At 49.6% G+C, this 17,271-nt stretch carries 17 protein-coding genes; 9 read left to right on the top strand and 8 right to left on the bottom strand.

The annotated features are described in order from the left end of the window. Positions 1-229: 229 nt before the first annotated feature. Both NC981_RS06495 and scpB read right to left on the bottom strand, forming a co-directional pair. The gene (locus NC981_RS06495; RefSeq protein WP_348242125.1) at positions 230-784 is read right to left on the bottom strand and encodes a hypothetical protein; all 555 of its coding nucleotides are present in this window, start codon (positions 782-784) and stop codon (positions 230-232) included. A gap of 348 nt (positions 785-1,132) precedes the next feature. Next, entirely contained in the window at positions 1,133-1,663 is a 531-nt protein-coding gene (scpB, locus tag NC981_RS06490) for an SMC-Scp complex subunit ScpB (RefSeq protein WP_190379641.1), read from the bottom strand. Between the two features lie 97 nt (positions 1,664-1,760). Here scpB and NC981_RS06485 point away from each other — a divergent pair, with 97 nt between their 5' ends. The 5 genes from NC981_RS06485 to NC981_RS06465 all read left to right on the top strand — a co-directional run bounded on the left by NC981_RS06485 (position 1,761) and on the right by NC981_RS06465 (position 4,457). Next, on the top strand, positions 1,761-1,937 hold the full coding sequence (locus NC981_RS06485) for a DUF3285 domain-containing protein (protein WP_348242124.1): 177 nt from the start codon (positions 1,761-1,763) through the stop codon (positions 1,935-1,937). Beyond that, on the top strand, positions 1,937-2,431 hold the full coding sequence (ybeY, locus tag NC981_RS06480; RefSeq protein WP_348242123.1) for an rRNA maturation RNase YbeY: 495 nt from the start codon (positions 1,937-1,939) through the stop codon (positions 2,429-2,431). The genes NC981_RS06485 and ybeY overlap by 1 nt, the downstream gene beginning before the upstream one ends. 167 nt (positions 2,432-2,598) lie before the next feature. Then, positions 2,599-3,057, top strand: coding sequence for a diacylglycerol kinase family protein (locus tag NC981_RS06475; protein WP_348242122.1), 459 nt, complete (start codon positions 2,599-2,601; stop codon positions 3,055-3,057). 33 nt (positions 3,058-3,090) lie between these two features. Further along, entirely contained in the window at positions 3,091-3,687 is a 597-nt protein-coding gene (locus NC981_RS06470; RefSeq protein WP_348242121.1) for an aminodeoxychorismate/anthranilate synthase component II, read from the top strand. A 23-nt stretch (positions 3,688-3,710) separates the two neighbouring features. Beyond that, the gene (locus tag NC981_RS06465; RefSeq protein ID WP_348242120.1) at positions 3,711-4,457 is read left to right on the top strand and encodes an MBL fold metallo-hydrolase; all 747 of its coding nucleotides are present in this window, start codon (positions 3,711-3,713) and stop codon (positions 4,455-4,457) included. 105 nt (positions 4,458-4,562) lie between these two features. Here NC981_RS06465 and NC981_RS06460 read toward each other — a convergent pair whose 3' ends face one another. Together NC981_RS06460 and NC981_RS06455 are read right to left on the bottom strand one after the other, a co-directional pair. Then, on the bottom strand, positions 4,563-7,883 hold the full coding sequence (locus NC981_RS06460; protein WP_348242119.1) for an efflux RND transporter permease subunit: 3,321 nt from the start codon (positions 7,881-7,883) through the stop codon (positions 4,563-4,565). Positions 7,884-7,887: 4 nt separating this feature from the next. Next, positions 7,888-9,186: an efflux RND transporter periplasmic adaptor subunit gene (locus NC981_RS06455; RefSeq protein WP_348242118.1), complete on the bottom strand. Its 1,299-nt coding sequence runs from the start codon at positions 9,184-9,186 to the stop codon at positions 7,888-7,890. Positions 9,187-9,403: 217 nt separating this feature from the next. On the opposite strand from NC981_RS06455, the gene NC981_RS06450 reads away from it, so the two are divergent. From NC981_RS06450 to NC981_RS06440, 3 genes are all read left to right on the top strand, one after another. After that, the gene (locus NC981_RS06450) at positions 9,404-9,721 is read left to right on the top strand and encodes a hypothetical protein (protein WP_348242117.1); all 318 of its coding nucleotides are present in this window, start codon (positions 9,404-9,406) and stop codon (positions 9,719-9,721) included. 123 nt (positions 9,722-9,844) lie between these two features. After that, positions 9,845-10,495: a hypothetical protein gene (locus NC981_RS06445; RefSeq protein WP_348242116.1), complete on the top strand. Its 651-nt coding sequence runs from the start codon at positions 9,845-9,847 to the stop codon at positions 10,493-10,495. A gap of 72 nt (positions 10,496-10,567) precedes the next feature. Beyond that, entirely contained in the window at positions 10,568-11,767 is a 1,200-nt protein-coding gene (locus NC981_RS06440; protein WP_348242115.1) for a sensor histidine kinase, read from the top strand. Between the two features lie 240 nt (positions 11,768-12,007). Here the strand turns inward: NC981_RS06440 and NC981_RS06435 are convergent, their stop codons facing one another. From NC981_RS06435 to NC981_RS06425, 3 genes are read right to left on the bottom strand one after another with little or no spacing between them, the layout of a single operon-like run. After that, on the bottom strand, positions 12,008-12,499 hold the full coding sequence (locus tag NC981_RS06435) for a YajQ family cyclic di-GMP-binding protein (RefSeq protein ID WP_190379632.1): 492 nt from the start codon (positions 12,497-12,499) through the stop codon (positions 12,008-12,010). Positions 12,500-12,508: 9 nt separating this feature from the next. Continuing rightward, the gene (locus NC981_RS06430; RefSeq protein WP_190379631.1) at positions 12,509-12,931 is read right to left on the bottom strand and encodes an MAPEG family protein; all 423 of its coding nucleotides are present in this window, start codon (positions 12,929-12,931) and stop codon (positions 12,509-12,511) included. Between the two features lie 3 nt (positions 12,932-12,934). Further along, positions 12,935-13,441: a hypothetical protein gene (locus tag NC981_RS06425; RefSeq protein ID WP_017291091.1), complete on the bottom strand. Its 507-nt coding sequence runs from the start codon at positions 13,439-13,441 to the stop codon at positions 12,935-12,937. 176 nt (positions 13,442-13,617) lie between these two features. Here NC981_RS06425 and NC981_RS06420 point away from each other — a divergent pair, with 176 nt between their 5' ends. Further along, positions 13,618-15,069 (top strand): carotenoid oxygenase family protein, encoded by a 1,452-nt coding sequence (locus NC981_RS06420; protein ID WP_348242114.1) that lies wholly within the window; start codon positions 13,618-13,620, stop codon positions 15,067-15,069. Positions 15,070-15,211: 142 nt separating this feature from the next. Here the strand turns inward: NC981_RS06420 and NC981_RS06415 are convergent, their stop codons facing one another. Further along, positions 15,212-17,260: a BamA/TamA family outer membrane protein gene (locus NC981_RS06415; protein WP_348242113.1), complete on the bottom strand. Its 2,049-nt coding sequence runs from the start codon at positions 17,258-17,260 to the stop codon at positions 15,212-15,214. Positions 17,261-17,271: the final 11 nt, after the last annotated feature.

The following is a 17,271-nucleotide window of genomic DNA, read 5'->3' as shown; positions in this document are numbered from 1 at the left end:
AGTTCGACAGACCGTATTCGCTTCGATTGGAGAGTTGGGTTGCCCCCTAAATCCCCCACCAGTGGGGGACTTTGAAGGTTAAGAAACCGCTTCAATTTGGAGAATTGCTGTTTTCTAAGTCCCCCATTCTGGGGGATTTAGGGGGCAAGAAGCCGATTAAAACGAAGCAAGAAATTTTGTCGACCTCACGTTTTCTTAATCGTTTGAATTTGGTGTGTATTGCAATGACTTAGCCGCGAATTACGCGATAGCGAACCGCATACCTCCAGCTTGAATACCAACCGCCGCCACCTTTGAAGCCCCAAATTTGCAGAGATTCGCCATTCGGGATAGCCCATACCGGAAACTCGCGCAAGTGTTGACCGAGTTCATCATCCTGGTCGAGCGACATGATTCCGCCGATCGCGCTGATAGCAAAGGGCAAGATTGTACCCGCCGCCGCTGTGTAGGGATTGGGGATTGTTGCTAAACCAGAGGAAACTGCTTGACCAATCTTAGTGACGACTTCACCATGCTTCGACCAGTCTTTATTAGAATCCTCGTCAAAGGCGATTAGCGCAACTTTCAGAATTCGGTTTTCGGGCACATCCGCATCAAAGATTGTTCCACCGCCGATTCCGAATGCTTTAGTTTGTTTATCGTTGACCGAAATCGGACGAGTGAGAACTCCAGCAGAATTACCTCCATCAGAAACAGCTCCGGTGAGATAAAACTCGTCTGCACCCGTTACATCTTCGGTGTCGTAGCAGGTTACGTCTTGTAAGACCACACGAATTCTAGGCATAGTGTCTTTCTCCTAATCAAGGGTGTAATGAATGTTGTGAGTGAATGCGATCGCTCAAAGGTCAAGCAGAATCAATGGTTGAAACCTTTGCAGTGGGACGATCGCCGATTCCGAAACGTGAGCGAGAAACCAAGCTAGAACAATCACTGTCTCTGCGTTGTGTTTGTTGCTCACAAAAAATACTTCACACCCGAAGTATTGCATTCCAGGAGAAAGTGTCTAAATTTACAGATCTAAATATTGAACTGGATACGAAAACGCCGTTGACGTTCAAAAATCTGGTTTGAAGCAGGAAACCGCGATCGCACTCTAGACCGCGCTCACGCCAAGCGCTTTGAAGCTTAACGACTAAGACTCCGCTAAAACAGGCTCTTCTGGCAGTTCTTCCGGTTTTGGCTTCTTCTGAATCAACTGCCCAATATTTTGATTGATTTGAAAATACTGATGAAACTTATCCGTCACCTGTACCAGCGACGATCGCCCGTCTGAATTCTTTCGCTTCCGGACAAATCCCATTTCAACAAGTTCTGGAATATGCTGATACACGCCAGAGCCACGAATCTCCACCAGTTCCGTTTGACTAAGCGGCCCTTTCAGCGCCACAACTGCCAAGGTTCTCAGCGCTCCCACTCCCAGATCGGCGGGGATCAGCGCATTAATCAAATTCTGATAAGTCTCTCTTAGCTGCAAACTGTAGCCCGACTCGGTTTCGGCAATTTCTAACGCACCGTCACGATGGGCATACTCCGACATCAGTTCCATCAGCGCTTCTTCGGTGGTTCGACGATCGCACCCCGCCAACTCGCACAACTGCGCGATCGTCAACGGTTGCGCTTTGAGATAGAGAATTGCTTCTAGAGTAGTCGTCAAACGAGACATGGGCAAAAAGAGCGCACAAGAATGACTAATAGAGTACCAAACTTCAGTCGAGGCGCTTCACTTGTTAAAGTGGAATTACCCTAAATTTCCTCAAATTATGAGCGATTCCCCCCAAACTCCCACCACAGAAGCGACCCAAGAACCAAAGCCAAGCTACGTGAAATTGGCAATGCGAAACATGGTACGCAAGCGCGGCAAATCGATCTTTCACTTCGCGCTGACCACGATCGGGCTACTCGGTACGCTAGTTGTTCTTTCGTACTTAACGCGGTAATGCAAATCGAAGTTAGCGTTCAAGATTGCTTTAATCAGGAACTCCCCATTCAGGCAGAAACCTGGGAAATTTGGTTCCGCAAGTGGCTGGAATTGCTCAAACCGACGCAAGAGGGACAACCTTTGCATCCACAGGAGCAGTATGAATTGAGCTTGCGATTGACCGACGATCGCGAAATTCAGTTGCTCAATCAGAATTATCGATCCAAAGATCAGCCAACGGATGTATTGGCGTTCGCGTCATTGGAGGTAGACTATCCGCAGTTCGATGAATTAGGCGCAGAACCGCTCTATTTAGGAGATATTGTCATTTCGGTGGAAACTGCCGATCGACAAGCCTCGCCTCACACCTTAGAGACGGAACTCGCTTGGCTTGCTGTTCACGGACTGCTTCACCTGTTGGGCTGGGATCATCCCGACGAGTCAAGTTTGCTGCGAATGTTGGATCAGCAACAGATTCTACTGAATGCAGTGGGATTAGAAGCAAAGCGTTGACTGTTATCGAGAAACTCTTTACGTTTGTCGTTTGAACGTTTATTTTTCAAATTCACGCTTTACGTTTGCTAACAGAGTTGTAATACTGTGTTGTGTAATCTGATGTGATCGTCGCGCCATCAGGGTACTGATATCGTATCTCTACTGGTGGTTCACCTGGTTTGCGTATGTCCCAAGAATTTCCCACTCAGTCCCCCAAGCGTTCAAAAGTTGTCCCGCTCGTCAAGCCAGAACGGGATCTGGCTTGGCAGGTGGCTCCAACTCTGCTGACCAGTTTTCGCTATGCCTGGATGGGCATTAGCTATGCGCTCAGAACGCAGCGAAATTTTAGAATTCACGTTTGTCTGGGATCGATCGCGATCGGGTTAGGACTTCTACTCAAAGCAACGGTCGTCGAACTTGCGGTGATCGGCTTGACGATCGGACTCGTCTTGGCGATGGAATTGCTTAATACGGCGATCGAATCGGTGGTCGATCTTACAGTGAAGCAGACCTATCACGAATTAGCGAAAGTCGCGAAGGATTGCGCGGCGGCGGCGGTTCTTGTGGCAGCGATCGCAGCCGTTCTCGTCGCGGGCTGCATTTTGTTTCCCAAACTTTGGCTGGTGCTACAAGTGATTCTCTGAGAAACTGAGAAAGCGCACCTCAAGGCATTTCTCATGATTTTAGTGATTGATAACTACGACAGCTTTACTTACAATCTGGTGCAATATTTGGGCGAATTGGGTGCAGAATTCGCGATCGCCTCAGATATTCAGGTGTACCGCAACGATCAAATTACGCTTGACCAGGTTCGAGAATTAAAACCGGATGCGATCGTCATTTCCCCTGGCCCTGGACGACCCGAAGATGCCGGAATTTCGATGGAGTTGATTCGGCAGTTAGGCACAACCACCCCAATTTTAGGCGTATGTCTCGGACATCAAAGCATCGGGCAGGTTTTTGGCGGTGATATTGTTTCGGCTCCAGAATTGATGCACGGAAAAATCTCAGCCGTAAAGCATACAAATGTGGGCGTATTTGAGGGACTCGACAATCCGATGACCGCGACTCGGTATCATAGTCTGGTGATCGATCGAGCAAGTTGCCCAGCAGTGCTAGAGATTACCGCCTGGGTCGAGGATCAAACGATCATGGGCGTTCGGCATCGTGAGTATCCGCACATTCAGGGCGTACAGTTCCACCCCGAAAGCGTTCTCACGACTTCTGGAAAACAACTGCTGCGGAACTTTTTGCGATCGATTGGCGATCAATAATGCAAATTCTGGTGTGAGGAAGTATGAAACGCAGGCAGTTTATTCAATTTGCGGGCGCGGGATTGGCAGCAAGTTTGACCGCCACGCCCCTACGGGCGCAGTCTGGCGGACTGTCAGTGCGCTATCTCGGTCATATGTGCTTTCTGTTCACCGGAAGCGGGCAACGAATTTTAGTCAATCCATTTCGCGCTCAGGGCTGTACAGCCGGGTATCGTCTGCCGAACGTGGCTACAGATTTGGTGATGATTAGCAGCCAGATTTTAGACGAAGGCGCGATCGATGTTGTCCCTGGTAATCCGAAGCTGTTGTTTGAAGCAGGCGCGTATAACGTCGGTGGGTTGAAGATTCAGGGGGTAGCGACGGAGCACGATCGCGTTGGCGGCAGACGCTTCGGACGCAATATTGCATGGCGCTGGTCGCAGAGCGGCTTAAATTTGGTGCATTTAGGCGGAACTGCCGCACCGATCACATTAGAGCAGAAGATTTTGATCGGTTCGCCAGATATACTATTTATCCCAGTTGGCGGCGGTGCGAAGGCTTACGATCCGCAAGAGGCAAAGCAAGCCATTCAAATGCTCAATCCCAAAATGATTGTGCCGATGTATTATCGAACGGCAGCGGCGAAGGGTGAGTGTGATATCGGCGGGCTGGATGCGTTCTTGAGCGCAATGAGCGGAACTCCTGTGCGAAGAGGTGGAAATTCACTGTCGTTGAGTAGAGCGAATCTGCCGAAGCAAGGCTCAGCGATTCAAGTGATGACGTACAGCTAGAGGGGTGCTTTTGTCCGATTGGTTTTGCCCCTAGCTCCGGCGATCATCCTGAACGACAAGCCGTAGAATAGGGACACATCATCGATCGGACATCTTAACGGTGAGCTAAGACACGCCATCCTGAGAGACTTTGGAAATAGACGAAACAGGCTCTTCAACTCTGGGCAACGATCGCTGCCGTCGAGATTTGAGGTGGAATCCGCCATCTGTCCATCGATGCAGCAGCACATAGAAGCACGGAATGATGAACAGTGTGAGCAATGTCGATAAAGATAGTCCAGAGAACACCACAACACCCAAAGGCTGAAGAAATTCGCTACCTTCTCCCAATCCCAGCGCCAACGGGAAGATCCCTAAAACAGTGGTGACAGTCGTCATTAGAATTGGGCGTAACCGTTCGGGTGCGGCTCTAAGAATTGCCGATCGGCGATCGAGTCCTTCATCGTTGTAAATTTCATTCGCAGTTTCTACCATGATGATCGCATTGTTCACCACAATGCCCACGAGTAGGACTGCACCGACAATCACCGTTGCACCGATCGCAGTATTGGTTACGAATAGCCCAATAATGCCACCGGATAATGCAAGCGGAATCGTGAACATAATCACCAGTGGATCAATCAGTGAGTTGTATTGCACTGCCATTACCACAAACACGAGGAACGCCGCTAAACCACCCAACACTGGTAAAGCACTTTGAAGCTGTTGATTGCTTGCAGCCGCACTACTGGGTAAGCGAGAAATTCCGTCCGGAAGTTGAACCCCTTGAAGAATGCGATCGACTTCCGCCAAAGCATCTCCCAAATTTGCACCCTCATTCAAGGTGCCAGCAATTTGGAACACTTGCCGTTGATTGATGCGCTGGATTTGCCCCGGTGCGCGTCCGGTGCGAATAGTTGCCACATCACCGAGGCGAACTAATTGATTGTCGTCAGTAAACAATGGAATCTGCTCAACTTGTGAAGCATTTTGAATCGCTGCTTCATTCAGTTCGACCCGAACATCCACCAGGCGATTCCCGCGCTGAATCTGAGTTGGGATGGAACCTTCGATCGCAGTCTGAATGGTTTCTCCGACTGCTAGTGTGTTGAGTCCGAGTTCTGCGGAACGTTCGCGATCGCGCTCAATCTGAATTTCTGGCTGACGCTGATCCGCATCCGGGCGATATCGGGCGAGTGTTGACTGAGATAATGCCCCTAAAACTTGCCGCCCTGCTGCTTCTAATTGATCAAGATTCTGTCCCTGCAAAATCACATCAATTTCTGCACCTCGAACTGGGGAGTTGTTCAAAATCAAGCCCCGCACCTGTCCCGGACTGACCCGGAGAAGAATGTCTACTAAATTAAGCCTGCGAAATTCACCATTGATCTTTTCAACAAACTTCTCGACATCTGTACCGGACTTCAGGGTGATGTTGCTCGAAGCACGGAGAGGGTTCTCAGACGTATTGTTGCCAAACAGAAAGCCACCCACCGTCGTAAACACATATTCAGTTTCCGGTTGAGCTTGCAGAATTTTATCAACTTCCTGCATAACTTTTTGGCTGGTTGCGATCGGCGTTCCCGGTGGAAATTGAGCGAATAGATTTGCTTGTCCGGTACTAATTCGCGGCAAGATTTCTTGTGGAATTCGTCCCGCCATCCACAAACCGCTACCGCCGAGAAGCAGAAATGCCAGCACGATCACCAGGAGCGGTTTGCGGGTCGCTTTAGCAAGCAACCCTGCATAGCGTCGGGTTCCACCTGTTAAACGCTGATCAAACTGACGAAACACCCAAAAGCGATTCACCCGACTCGACCAGCGAATCGCTAACAATCGCGATGCTAACATCGGCACGACAGTCACTGCGACCAGCAACGAAGCCGCAACCGCAAAGCAAATCGTTAAGATCAACTCGTTAAACAATAGGGAAATAAAGCCGCCAACTAAGATAAACGGCAAGACTGAAACTAAGTTTGCGCCGGTTGCCGCAACGAGCGAGGACTCGACCTCACGACTACTCTCTTCAACTAAATCGATCGCTGCTCCAGTTCCTTGCGTCGCTAACCCTGCTGTGCCTCCCTGCCCGTCAGCCTTTTTATCGATATTTTCCAGAATGACAACCGAAGTATCCACAGCTTGACCGATACTGATCGCTAACCCTGCCATACTAAAGATATTCAGCGAAAAACCGCTGAGTCTCATTACCGCGATCGCAATTAATGTACAGAGTGGAATCGTTAGTGAAATGATAAAAGTCTGTCTGAGTGAGCCTAAAAATAATAAAACCGAAAACGCTGCGAGTGCTGCTCCTGATAACGCTGCTTCGGTGACGCTGTTGAGCGATGCTTGAATAAAGGTCGATTCGTCTAAGGTTGAAAGAAGCTGCATCTCTTGCGGAATCACACCCGATCGACGTAATTCCTCAATCCGCCGCTTCACGCCCTCAACAACTTGAATGGTGTTCGCATCCGGTTGTTTCTGAATACTCACTTTTACCGCAGGCTGACCATTCAAATTTACAAAAACGCGCTGTTTCTGAGTGCCGTCGTTAACCTCGGCAAAATCGCGCAGATTGACACGATTAGAGAGTAATGGCGTTGTCGGCTGCGTTGGAGATGATGTTGTATTTTGTGTTTCAGATTGTGTTGTCGATGATGTTGTTGATTGATTTGCAGCCTGAAAGGACAAATCCTGAATTTCCGCTGCGGTTTTGAATCGCCCGATCGTTCGCGTCAGCGGTTCAGAATTTTTGCCTAAAATTCGACCCCCGGAAATATCCTGGTTCGTTTCTTCTAGCTCTTGTAAAACGCTATTCAAACCTACGCCAAGTGCCTGCAATCGATCGAGATCCACGATTACCCGAACTTCTTCCTCTACGCCTCCAGAGACATCAACTGCGGCAACTCCTTCAACGACTCCTAATTCCCGCGCCAATTCTTCATCGGCAAACACGCGCAAATCAACCAGCTTAGAAGAAGGAGCCGTCACCGCAAACTCGTAAACCGGAAGCTGAGACGGATCAACTTTAAAGAGCGTGGGTTCCTCGATCGTATCCGGCAAGTTCCCCCGCGCTCGGTTAAACGCTGCCGTCGCATCATTCAGCGCCTGGTCAATATTTCCCCCCGGTTGAAAGAACAGATCTACGCTGACTTGTCCTTCGCGAGTTTGTGAATAAACCTGAACGACACCTTCTGTTGCAGACAGCGCTTCTTCAAGTGGACGAGTCACCTCATCGACTGCCACATCCGGCGAGATTCCGGGCGATCGCACCCGCACCCCAATTCGGGGATAGGTAATCGAAGGCAGCAAATCAACTTGTAGACTCGATAGAAAATAAACGCCAAGCACGACCACAGTGAGCGTTAGCATCAGGGTCGCAATGTGTCGCCGAATCGCGATCGAGCTAATACTAAAGCCACGCGACGGAGGATTCTGCACTGTCATGTTTCTATCCTTGCGATAAAATGCTCAACCGAACTGGCGCACCCGCCTCTAACTTGCCACTGCTGCGAACCACAAACGATTCACCCGCATTCAAGCCTGATAAAACTTCGACTTGCCCGTTTACCCGTTTGCCAAGCTGCACTTGTCGAGGGCTGACTGTGGCTTGCTCCCCCGATCGAGTCACCACATAGATCGTGGCGGACTTGGGTGGCTCTTGATTTTGATCAGATGATTGCTGCGGTCTTTGTCCGATTTGCGTGGCTGTCTCTGGAACCACGACCTGCCGAGCATTTCCGGTTTGAAAACTGACTCGCGCTAACAATCCACTGCCAATTCTGCCATTGGGATTTGGAATGGTAACTTCAACTGGAATCAATCGCGCTCGTGTTTCTGCGGCAGGTGAAATTTGCGTGACTTCTCCGGTGATCGTCTGATTCGGTAGCGCGTCTAACCGAACTTGCGCTCTCTGCCCCACTCGAATATTCGCAAACTCCCGCTCTGAGACCTGCACCTCTACTTTCACTTGGTTAAAGTCACCCAGTCGCAGCACTTCAGTTCCCGGTTGAGCTAAGTTTCCGGGTTCCGTTGGACGCGCTAGCACTGCGCCATTCACCGGAGAGGTGAGAACGCTGTAAGACTGACGTTCACGCTCTTGATTGACGATCGCTTGCTGTGCCGTAATTCGCCTAGCTGAAGCGGTAACGGCTTGCTGCCGATTTCCGACTTGTTTTTCTGCCGATCGTAATGCTTGTTCTGCGGTTCCGACACGGGTTCTAGCCGTTTCCGTTTGTTGCTCTGAAATTGCACCCTGACGAAACAATTGCGCTTGTCTCTGATAATCCGATCGCGCTTGCTGCAATTCTAATCGTGCTCGTTCGACCTGAGTTCGGGCTTCTTCAACTTCTGCTTGTAAGCTCGCAACTTCCGATTCTCGCGCTGCAACTTCGGCTTCGGCTTGAGCAACAGATGAGTTGGCGATCGTGCCGTCTAACTGAGCCACAACCTGCCCTGCCCGCACCGAATCCCCCACATTCACCGTGATATCTGTAATTCTGCCTTCGGCCTGCGATCGTAGCGAAACCTCGCGAAAGGGGCGAGTCGTTCCTGTATAGCTGCGGTCTTCTGTTAAAGCACTCAGTTCCGCCACCGCAGCATCCACTGCAACCGCTCCTCCTTGCTGATTCTGGCGATTGGGCTGTTGCTGAGCATCGCTAGATGGAATCAAGTTACAGCCACTTAGAAACAGCACACCAGCGAGTCCGAGATGGCTGAGCGTCAGTCGGGCAGAAGTCGGAAGTCGCATGATTACAGATCAACGCAGGGCAAGTAACTGTTTCACTGTATAAAGATTTGTGTGCGAAATGTATCAATCCAAAGACTGAGTTAGATGAAATTGCTAGGAATTCAGGCGATCGCCTATCTCCCTCATAAGGAAGACGAATTCTAAGGACAGATTGCAAGAATCGAGACAGGTGTGAGGCAATTGTGAAAATTTTTTACAAAACCTAGGATGATCAATTATGGCAGACTCGATTAAAACGATTGATGTCGATACCACGATTTCGGCACTTCAGGGCGGACTGACCTCGATTCCGATCGAGCAAGCGATTGCAGCGATCGAAAGTTGGCAACAGCAGCTTCAAGGCACTGATCTATCAGAAGATCTCGGCGCTCTCAAAGCAGCCTTAACAGATGGCGATGTTGCTGCAATTTCAGAGATTCTGATGGATTTGGGTGAAGATACTTCGGAAGCCGCAGCCGATGCGACTGGAGACATCGCAGTTAAAGTCGAGCAGTTGGGCGAATTATTGATGCAAGCGGGCGAATCCTTAGCATAAAAGCGCCTGCGGGTCAGGCATCTTGCTCGGAGCTTGAGTAATTTTGAGAACGAGCAAGATGCCTATCCCACTGTCATTCGAGGTAACTTAGAAGCTCACAAGCAAATGAATAAGGAGCAGGGAATGCTACGAAAACTAGGCTTATGGATGATATGGCTTGGATTTATTGTCTATGTGCTGTGGTTTGCTCCACCTCTGCGCTCTAACTTGCTACAGCCCATTCAAACGTTGTTATCAGGACAGATTCCGCTACTCAATCCGGTGGTCGTGTCGATATTCAGCATGGTTGGAATCTGGCTACTCATCTATAGCTGTCTAATCTTTGCTGATGGTAGAACGCAGCGAATTCCAGCTTGGGCGTTTGTGCTAGGGTCGATCGCATCAGGTGTGCTTGCGTTGATTCCTTATCTTGCACTGCGCGAACCGAATGAACAGTTCTCAGGCGAAAAAGATCCCTTACTCTCGGTGTTGGATGCGCGATCGACAGGTATCGTTCTGACCATCAGTACTCTGGTATTGCTATTGTTCGCGATTCTATTTGGCGACTGGGGCGCTTTTATTCAATCCTTTCTAACTGATAAATTTATTCACGGCATGACGCTGGCAGTTTTACTATTTACGCTATTGTTTCCCTATCCAACCTTGCTGAGTGATGATATGGCGCGACGGGGATTAATGCAGCAATCTCAGTTCTTTTGGGTCATTGCGCTTGTTCCGCTATTTGGCCCCCTTGCCTATCTGTGCCTACGTCCAAACATTCCTGCTTTGAAGTAACTTTCACTCGCATGATAGATTAATTTCGATAGCCTTTTTGGTGATAATTCTCAAAGCTTTCTAACCGTTGCTATGCAGGATTTTAGCCAACTGCTGAAAGATAACATCGATCGCATCAAGCAAAACTGGGCAGATGCGGTAGGAAACGATCGCCACATTCGCAGTGCAGCGACTATAAATCGAACTGCGATCGAGGATCACATCGAGGATGTGTTGATAGCAATGGCGATCACAATGTCGCAAACAGCAGCCGATGATGATGAGACAGTTGCAAAAGCAAGTATTTCTCATGGTGTCCTGCGTGCGGCGCAAGGCTTTGACCCCAGCGAAATCGCCCAAGAATACCATCTCTTACGCAAAACGATTTTCGACTGTCTTCGCACCGAGCTACTCACAGGCACGTCTGAAGAAATTTTTCGTGCAGTCATGGTGATTGATACGGTGATCGACCTTGCGATTTCAAAATGCTTCAAAAGCTATGTTGCTGAACGGTTAGATGAATTGGAACAAGTGCGAAGCCAACTCAGCATGACCGTTACCGAGCTGAAGCGATTAGCACGATCGAGTGAAGATAATCTCTCTATTCTCGCTCACGAACTGAAAACACCGCTCACTTCGATTATTGGCTATGCAGATCTGTTCTTACGGCAGTCTCGACAAGAACAAGCGCGGGATTCTATCGCTAGCTTAGAACATGTCGAGAAAGTATTACGGGGTGGACGACGATTGCTGCGTCTGATCAATGATGCGCTCGATCTCTCGCGCTATGAAGCTGGAAAAATGCAGGTGATCCCCGAAGTGATCGACCTGCCTGCTTTGATTCAAGCTGTTCTAGAAGTCATCCAACCTTTGGCGAGCGATCGTGGCTTGCAATTGATCACTGAACTGGATCAAGCTCCAGCCGAAGTCATCACTGACCCTTATCGGTTGCAGCAAGTCATTGTCAATCTAGTTAGTAATGCGGTGCGCTATACCGAATTTGGCAGCGTCACGATCACCAGTCGCACTTTAGCCAACGATCGCTGGGCGATCTCTGTGACGGATACGGGAATTGGGATTGATCCAGAAGATCAGATCAGACTGTTTGCTCCGTTTGAGCGCGTTGGTACGATGCGATCGCCTGATAGTACCGGATTGGGCTTGGCGATCGTGGCTCGTCTCGTGGAACTCTTGAAAGGCAATATTTATCTTTCCTCCCAACCTCAAGAAGGATCAACCTTTACAGTGATTTTCCCGCTAGAAATTCAAGACGTAATCGAATCCAATGACTAATATTCAACATCCCCCAGAATTGGCGATCTTTAGCTTGTACAAATAGGTTGATCGATCTGTGATGGCTGAGATCTTTCGCCCCCTAAATCCCCCAAATTGGGGGATTTTAAAGAAAAAAGAGTGTTCTAATGCAATGATTTCTTCAAGTTCAAAGTCCCCCAATTTGGGGGATTTAGGGGGCTGAAGCCGATAGCAACGAAGCGGAAAAGAGATGGGTGTACACGACAGAAATTTCACACCCTATCGATAGTTTGTAAACTGCAACGCCACCGGAAAATCTTCTTGCTTCATCCGTTGCATCACCACTTGCAAATCATCTTTTGATTTTGCCGAAACGCGCACTGCATCGCCTTGAATCGAGCCTTGAACCTTCTTGTATTCATCGCGAATAATTTTGGTAATTTGCTTTGCGATGTCCTGGCTAATTCCTTTTTTCAGCTTAATTTCCTGCCGAACGCGATTTCCACTCGCGGACTCAATCTTACCGTAATCAAAAATTTTCAGCGATAAATTGCGCTTTGCTGCTCGCTGCTGCATTAGAGTATGCACCGCATCCAGCGTAAATTCACTATCGGTATTAATTGTGATCGTATCCGCACCGAGTTCGATCTCCGTTTTCGTGTCTTTGAGATCGTAGCGACTCTGGACATCGCGCTTGGTCGTATCGATCGCGTTGACCAATTCTTGGCGATCGAAGTCGCTAACAATATCAAACGAAAAAGTAGAAGCCATAAGCAATAATTAAAGCGTGCTGATCAAGCTTAATCCGATTAGCGTAAAGCTGCAAATCGAACCAATTCCGAACATCAGCGATCGCAAAGTTGGAATGTTCAAAATATAAAAAACCGGAAACAAAAATCGCGCAGTAATCCACACGATCGCCGCCCATCCTGCGATTTCAGAAGTCTGATTGGTGACATACGCCATCAGTGCAGCCGCGGCAAAAATCGGGAAGGCTTCGAGGGCGTTTTGGTGGGCCCAGGTTGCGCGTTTTGCATAGTCTGGAAGCTTGTCAAACGCAGCGCGAGGAGCCGCCATGATCTCTTTGCTGTAGCCGATTTGCACTCGTCCGTATGCCACGACCAAAAACGGTAAGTAAATCCACACGACCGCAACGGCGATCGCAATCAACAGCAGACTTGGAACAGAGAGTCCAAACAGCATAAGTTAATCAAAATAGAACAGGGTCACAACTTTACGCTGATCTTCGGCATCGCGGCAGGTTTGCAGCAAGGTATGGCTGTCGTGGAACGCAAACGAAATCAATTGCTGACAGCGCGAAATAATTTCCTGGTTACACAGCGCACTCGCTTCACCCAGCGATAAAGAATTATTCTCTGGGCACTCAACCAGGTGCATCACCGTTTCAAGCTGCTCACGCGATTCGCGCGGCTGGCGATCGAGTCCTTGCGGCAAAATCACCGTCAGCATCGATGGATCAGCCCGTAGCGCTCCCCGAATCGCGGCGAAATTGGTTCCCGTAGAACCGGAAGTGATAATTCGATTCCCTTCTAGCACTAGGGCATAGGTCATCAGTTCGATCAAGGTTTGATGCGTAATCGGAACGTGACGCGATCCCAAAATCGCGATCCGCTTCGACCCTGTTTGCTGAATCGTGGCAAGTTCTTGTAGAAAATCGTCTACCTTGGGTAGATCATCGATCGATTGGCTCAAAGGATGTACATCTAGTTGACAACGCCGTTCATTGTATCAGACAGTCCCGACATCGGAGTGATTTGCATACAGTTCTAGAACTTGATTCTGCCAAAGAACAAGGCTGTACGATTGTATTAGGGACACACGACATTCTGTCGAACTCAAAGACAGAAGATCGTTAAATTGAGAGAATTATGGTAGCTGCAACACGAACAGGTTTTCCTGCGCCAGAGGCATCGTACACCTGGAATCAATCAGTCTTACATACAGCAAAAGGATTTGCGCCAACAACACTTCCGCTCCTTTCTGGTGCAATTCCCGCAGGATTACGCGGTTCTTTGTATCGCAATGGCCCAGCTCGATTAGAGCGGGGTAACACTCGCGTTGGACATTGGTTTGATGGCGATGGTGCAATCTTGAGAGTGCATTTTGATCAAACAGGCGCAACAGGTGTGTATCGCTATGTTGAAACGCCAGAATTTCTCGACGAAGAACGCGCTGGACGGTTGATGTACACCGGATATGGAATGTTGCCACCCGGAGGACTGATCGATCGCTTCACTAAAGGATTGAAGAATGCGGCGAATACTTCGGTGTTAGCGTTGAACGATCGACTCCTCGCACTTTGGGAAGGCGGACATCCTTATGCGCTCGATCTCGAAACCCTCCAAACCCGCAGCCTTGATAATTTGGGAGGCTTATCCGATTCGCTGCCATTTTCCGCACATCCAAAACGCGATCCGCAGACAGGCGATTTTTATAATTTCGGAGTCAGCTTCGGGAAAGATACGATTCTCAATCTGTACCGCATAGATGCCCACGGCAAGCTACAACAACAGGACAGTCACAAATTAGATGGAGTTCCGCTGATTCATGATTTTGTCATGGCAGGACAGTATCTCTTGTTCTTCATTCCGCCTGTGCGAGTAAATCCGTTGCTGTTGTTAACTCGGCTGAAGAGTTTTAGCGACTCGTTTGACTGGAAACCAGAGAAAGGAACTCAGGTCTTGGTGTTCGATCGTCAAACTCTAAAACTGATTAGCCAAGGCGAAACCGATCCCTGGTATCAATGGCACTTTGGCAACGCTTGCGTCGATCGGGATGGACACGCTGTGGTTGATGTGATTCGTTACGCTGACTTCAACACAAACGAATATTTCAGACAAGTGGCAACCGGAAAAACTCAGACATCAGCACGATCGACACTCTGGCAAATTCGAGTTAATCCACTCACTGGAAAGGTGTTGGAGCAGCAGGAATTGCTCGATCGACATTGTGAATTTCCAGTTGTCAAACCCGTAGAGGTTGGGCAATCCTGGCAACAGACCTATCTTTCGCTGCATCGTCGGAATGCCGATGCAGCGAAAGAAATCTTGGGCGTGATCGCTCGATTTGATCAAAAAACCGGAGCATTGGTTGAAGCAGATTGCGGTGAGAATTGCTACCCGATGGAGCCGATTTACGCACCGGACGCGATCGATGCCAATCAAGGTTGGATTATCACCGTTGTTTACGATGGCAATCGCGATCAGAGTGAAGTTTGGGTTTTCGATAGCGATCGTTTAAACGATCAGCCTGTGTGTCGATTAGGCTTACCCGAAGTGATCCCGATCGGCTTTCATGGAACGTGGAAGTCCGCAACTTAAGGTTTGCTTCAGGTTCGTACCTCATTCAACCACGCAACAAATGTGGCAAATCTCAATTTTCTCAAAGTCCCCCACTCGTGGGGGATTTAGGGGGCAATCAGCCGATCAACCCGAAGCAAAACTCTCGCCAACCCTAAGCCTCTTAAAACTTCTCCCCAAACCCAAACTGAAGTCGGCTTTCACCCTGGTTATTAATTCCATACCCCGCTCGAATTGTCCCCAAAGGCGACTTCAGCCGAAGCCCAACCCCGAATCCAAATCCCGTTCCCGGCAATCCCCGCACTTCCCCTGGCGCTCCTAACACCGAATTCGCTGACCCCAAATCCGACCCAAAATCCGCAAAGACCGCCCCGCCGATGATGCTGTAAATCGGAAAACGGTATTCCGCAGAAGCCAACACGAAGCTGCGACCAATCCCCAGTTTGGAAATATCATATCCCCGCACCGAATTTGCACCTCCCAGCGAAAACGCATTGTACGGCGGCAGATCCCCGATCGTCGTTCCCGCCTGCACATTAAACGCCAACACTTCCGGCTGGTTCTGCATTTTCTCCAGATTAAAGAAATTCACCGGAATATACTGCGAATAGTTCGCTTGCAGACGATTGGAAAGAATGCTGCCCCGCCCGATCGGGATCGATTGCTCGGTCGTCAGCGATAAGATCGAGCCGCTTGACGGATCGACGGGATTATTTCGCTGATCGCGCACCGCCGTAAAATTCACCGTCGTCAAATCATCAATTCCCGTGCCACTAAATGACAGCGGCGCACCATTGCGATCGCGCCTCACCACATTTCCACCCTGATCCCGCAAACTCACCCGCGTATAGTTCACCCCTAAGGTTCCGTTCCAACCCTCCCCGATCGGACGATTCACCGCCACGGTTCCACCGAAGCGACCTTCCCGGACGCGATCGCCGTTCGCTAATCGGCTGGTGTCGTCGTCAAACACCCGCGAAATTCCGCGTCGCCGAAAACCACTGACGCTGTAGCCTAATTTGTCCGGCTCAGTCTCACGATAGGGACTGACAAATCGCCCATCAAACTGAACATCACGAGTTCCAACCGAGACATTGCCGCCGAGTTGCTGTCCGACTCCGTTAAAGTTGTTGTCGTTGTAGCTGAAACTGCCAAATACGCCTAAGTCGTCGTTAATTCCACCACTAACGTTTAGGGCGCGGCTACGGGCTTCGGTGAGGTTATAGACAACCGTTGTGCGACGGGCATCGCCTTCAAGAGAAATGCGCCCGTTGGTAAACAATCCCGTTTGTAAAATGCGTTGCAGGTCTTGACGGGCAGCGGACTCTTGGAAAATTTGCCCCGGCTTTAGTTGAATTTGAGTTTGCAAAAAGCTTTCTCTGGTTCTGCCGCGAATCGGGTCGCCTTTGTCGTTGGTCGGTCTGCCTTGTTCGTCGGTAAAGCGAATTTGAATGTTTGAGACTGTACCTTCTGCCACTTCTACGGTCAACACCCCTTCACGATTGGGCACCACACCAATCACTCGCGCCAAGCTAAATCCGTTTTGGCGATACCAAGTATTAACTTGACGAATGCTTTCATTGATGGCGGTTGGACTAACGGGTGCGCCAAACTGAGCCTGAAAGAATTGATTGGCGATCGTCGGAGTCAGCGCCTGAGCATTCACCAGATTTAGAGCCCGAACGATCGCGGGTTGCACCTGAAAGACGACGCTTAATCCGTTGGGATTGGTGCGAGTGGTAAAGGTAGCGGTACTAAACAAGCCCGTTTCTAGGATCGTGGCGATGTCGCGCTGAAGTTGGGCGGTGCTGACGTTGCCTCCAGGCTGCGTTTGGATCTGAGCGCGGACAAGTTGCTGGAGTTCGGCAGAGGCACCGACAATTTGCACATCGGTTGCAGTCAGCACGACATCCGGTGGCGTTGGGGATGCCGGACTAGGCGATCGAGGCGGCGTTTGCTGCGATCGCGGCGGTTGGGCTTGAGGGGGCACAATCGACTGAGCGACCTGGCTCGATTTGCGAGAAAATTCTGGAGTCGGGCGAGGGGCTTCAACAACGGCAGAGGGAACCGCTTGAGAAGAGGCGACTGAAGGCTGAGTTGCGATCGGGGTAATTGCTTCTGGCACAACGACATCTTGAGCCACTGTTTTTTGCACCGAATTTGAGGCAGAAATTAACCCGATCGTGCAGGCTGTTAATGTAGAAAAACGCATTGCTAAATCCA

It is taken from the genome of Leptolyngbya sp. DQ-M1 (genome assembly GCF_039962505.1).
Classification (GTDB): domain Bacteria; phylum Cyanobacteriota; class Cyanobacteriia; order Leptolyngbyales; family Leptolyngbyaceae; genus Leptolyngbya.
Note: the sequence above shows the minus strand (reverse complement) of the source record. Positions and strands in the feature narration are given on the sequence as shown.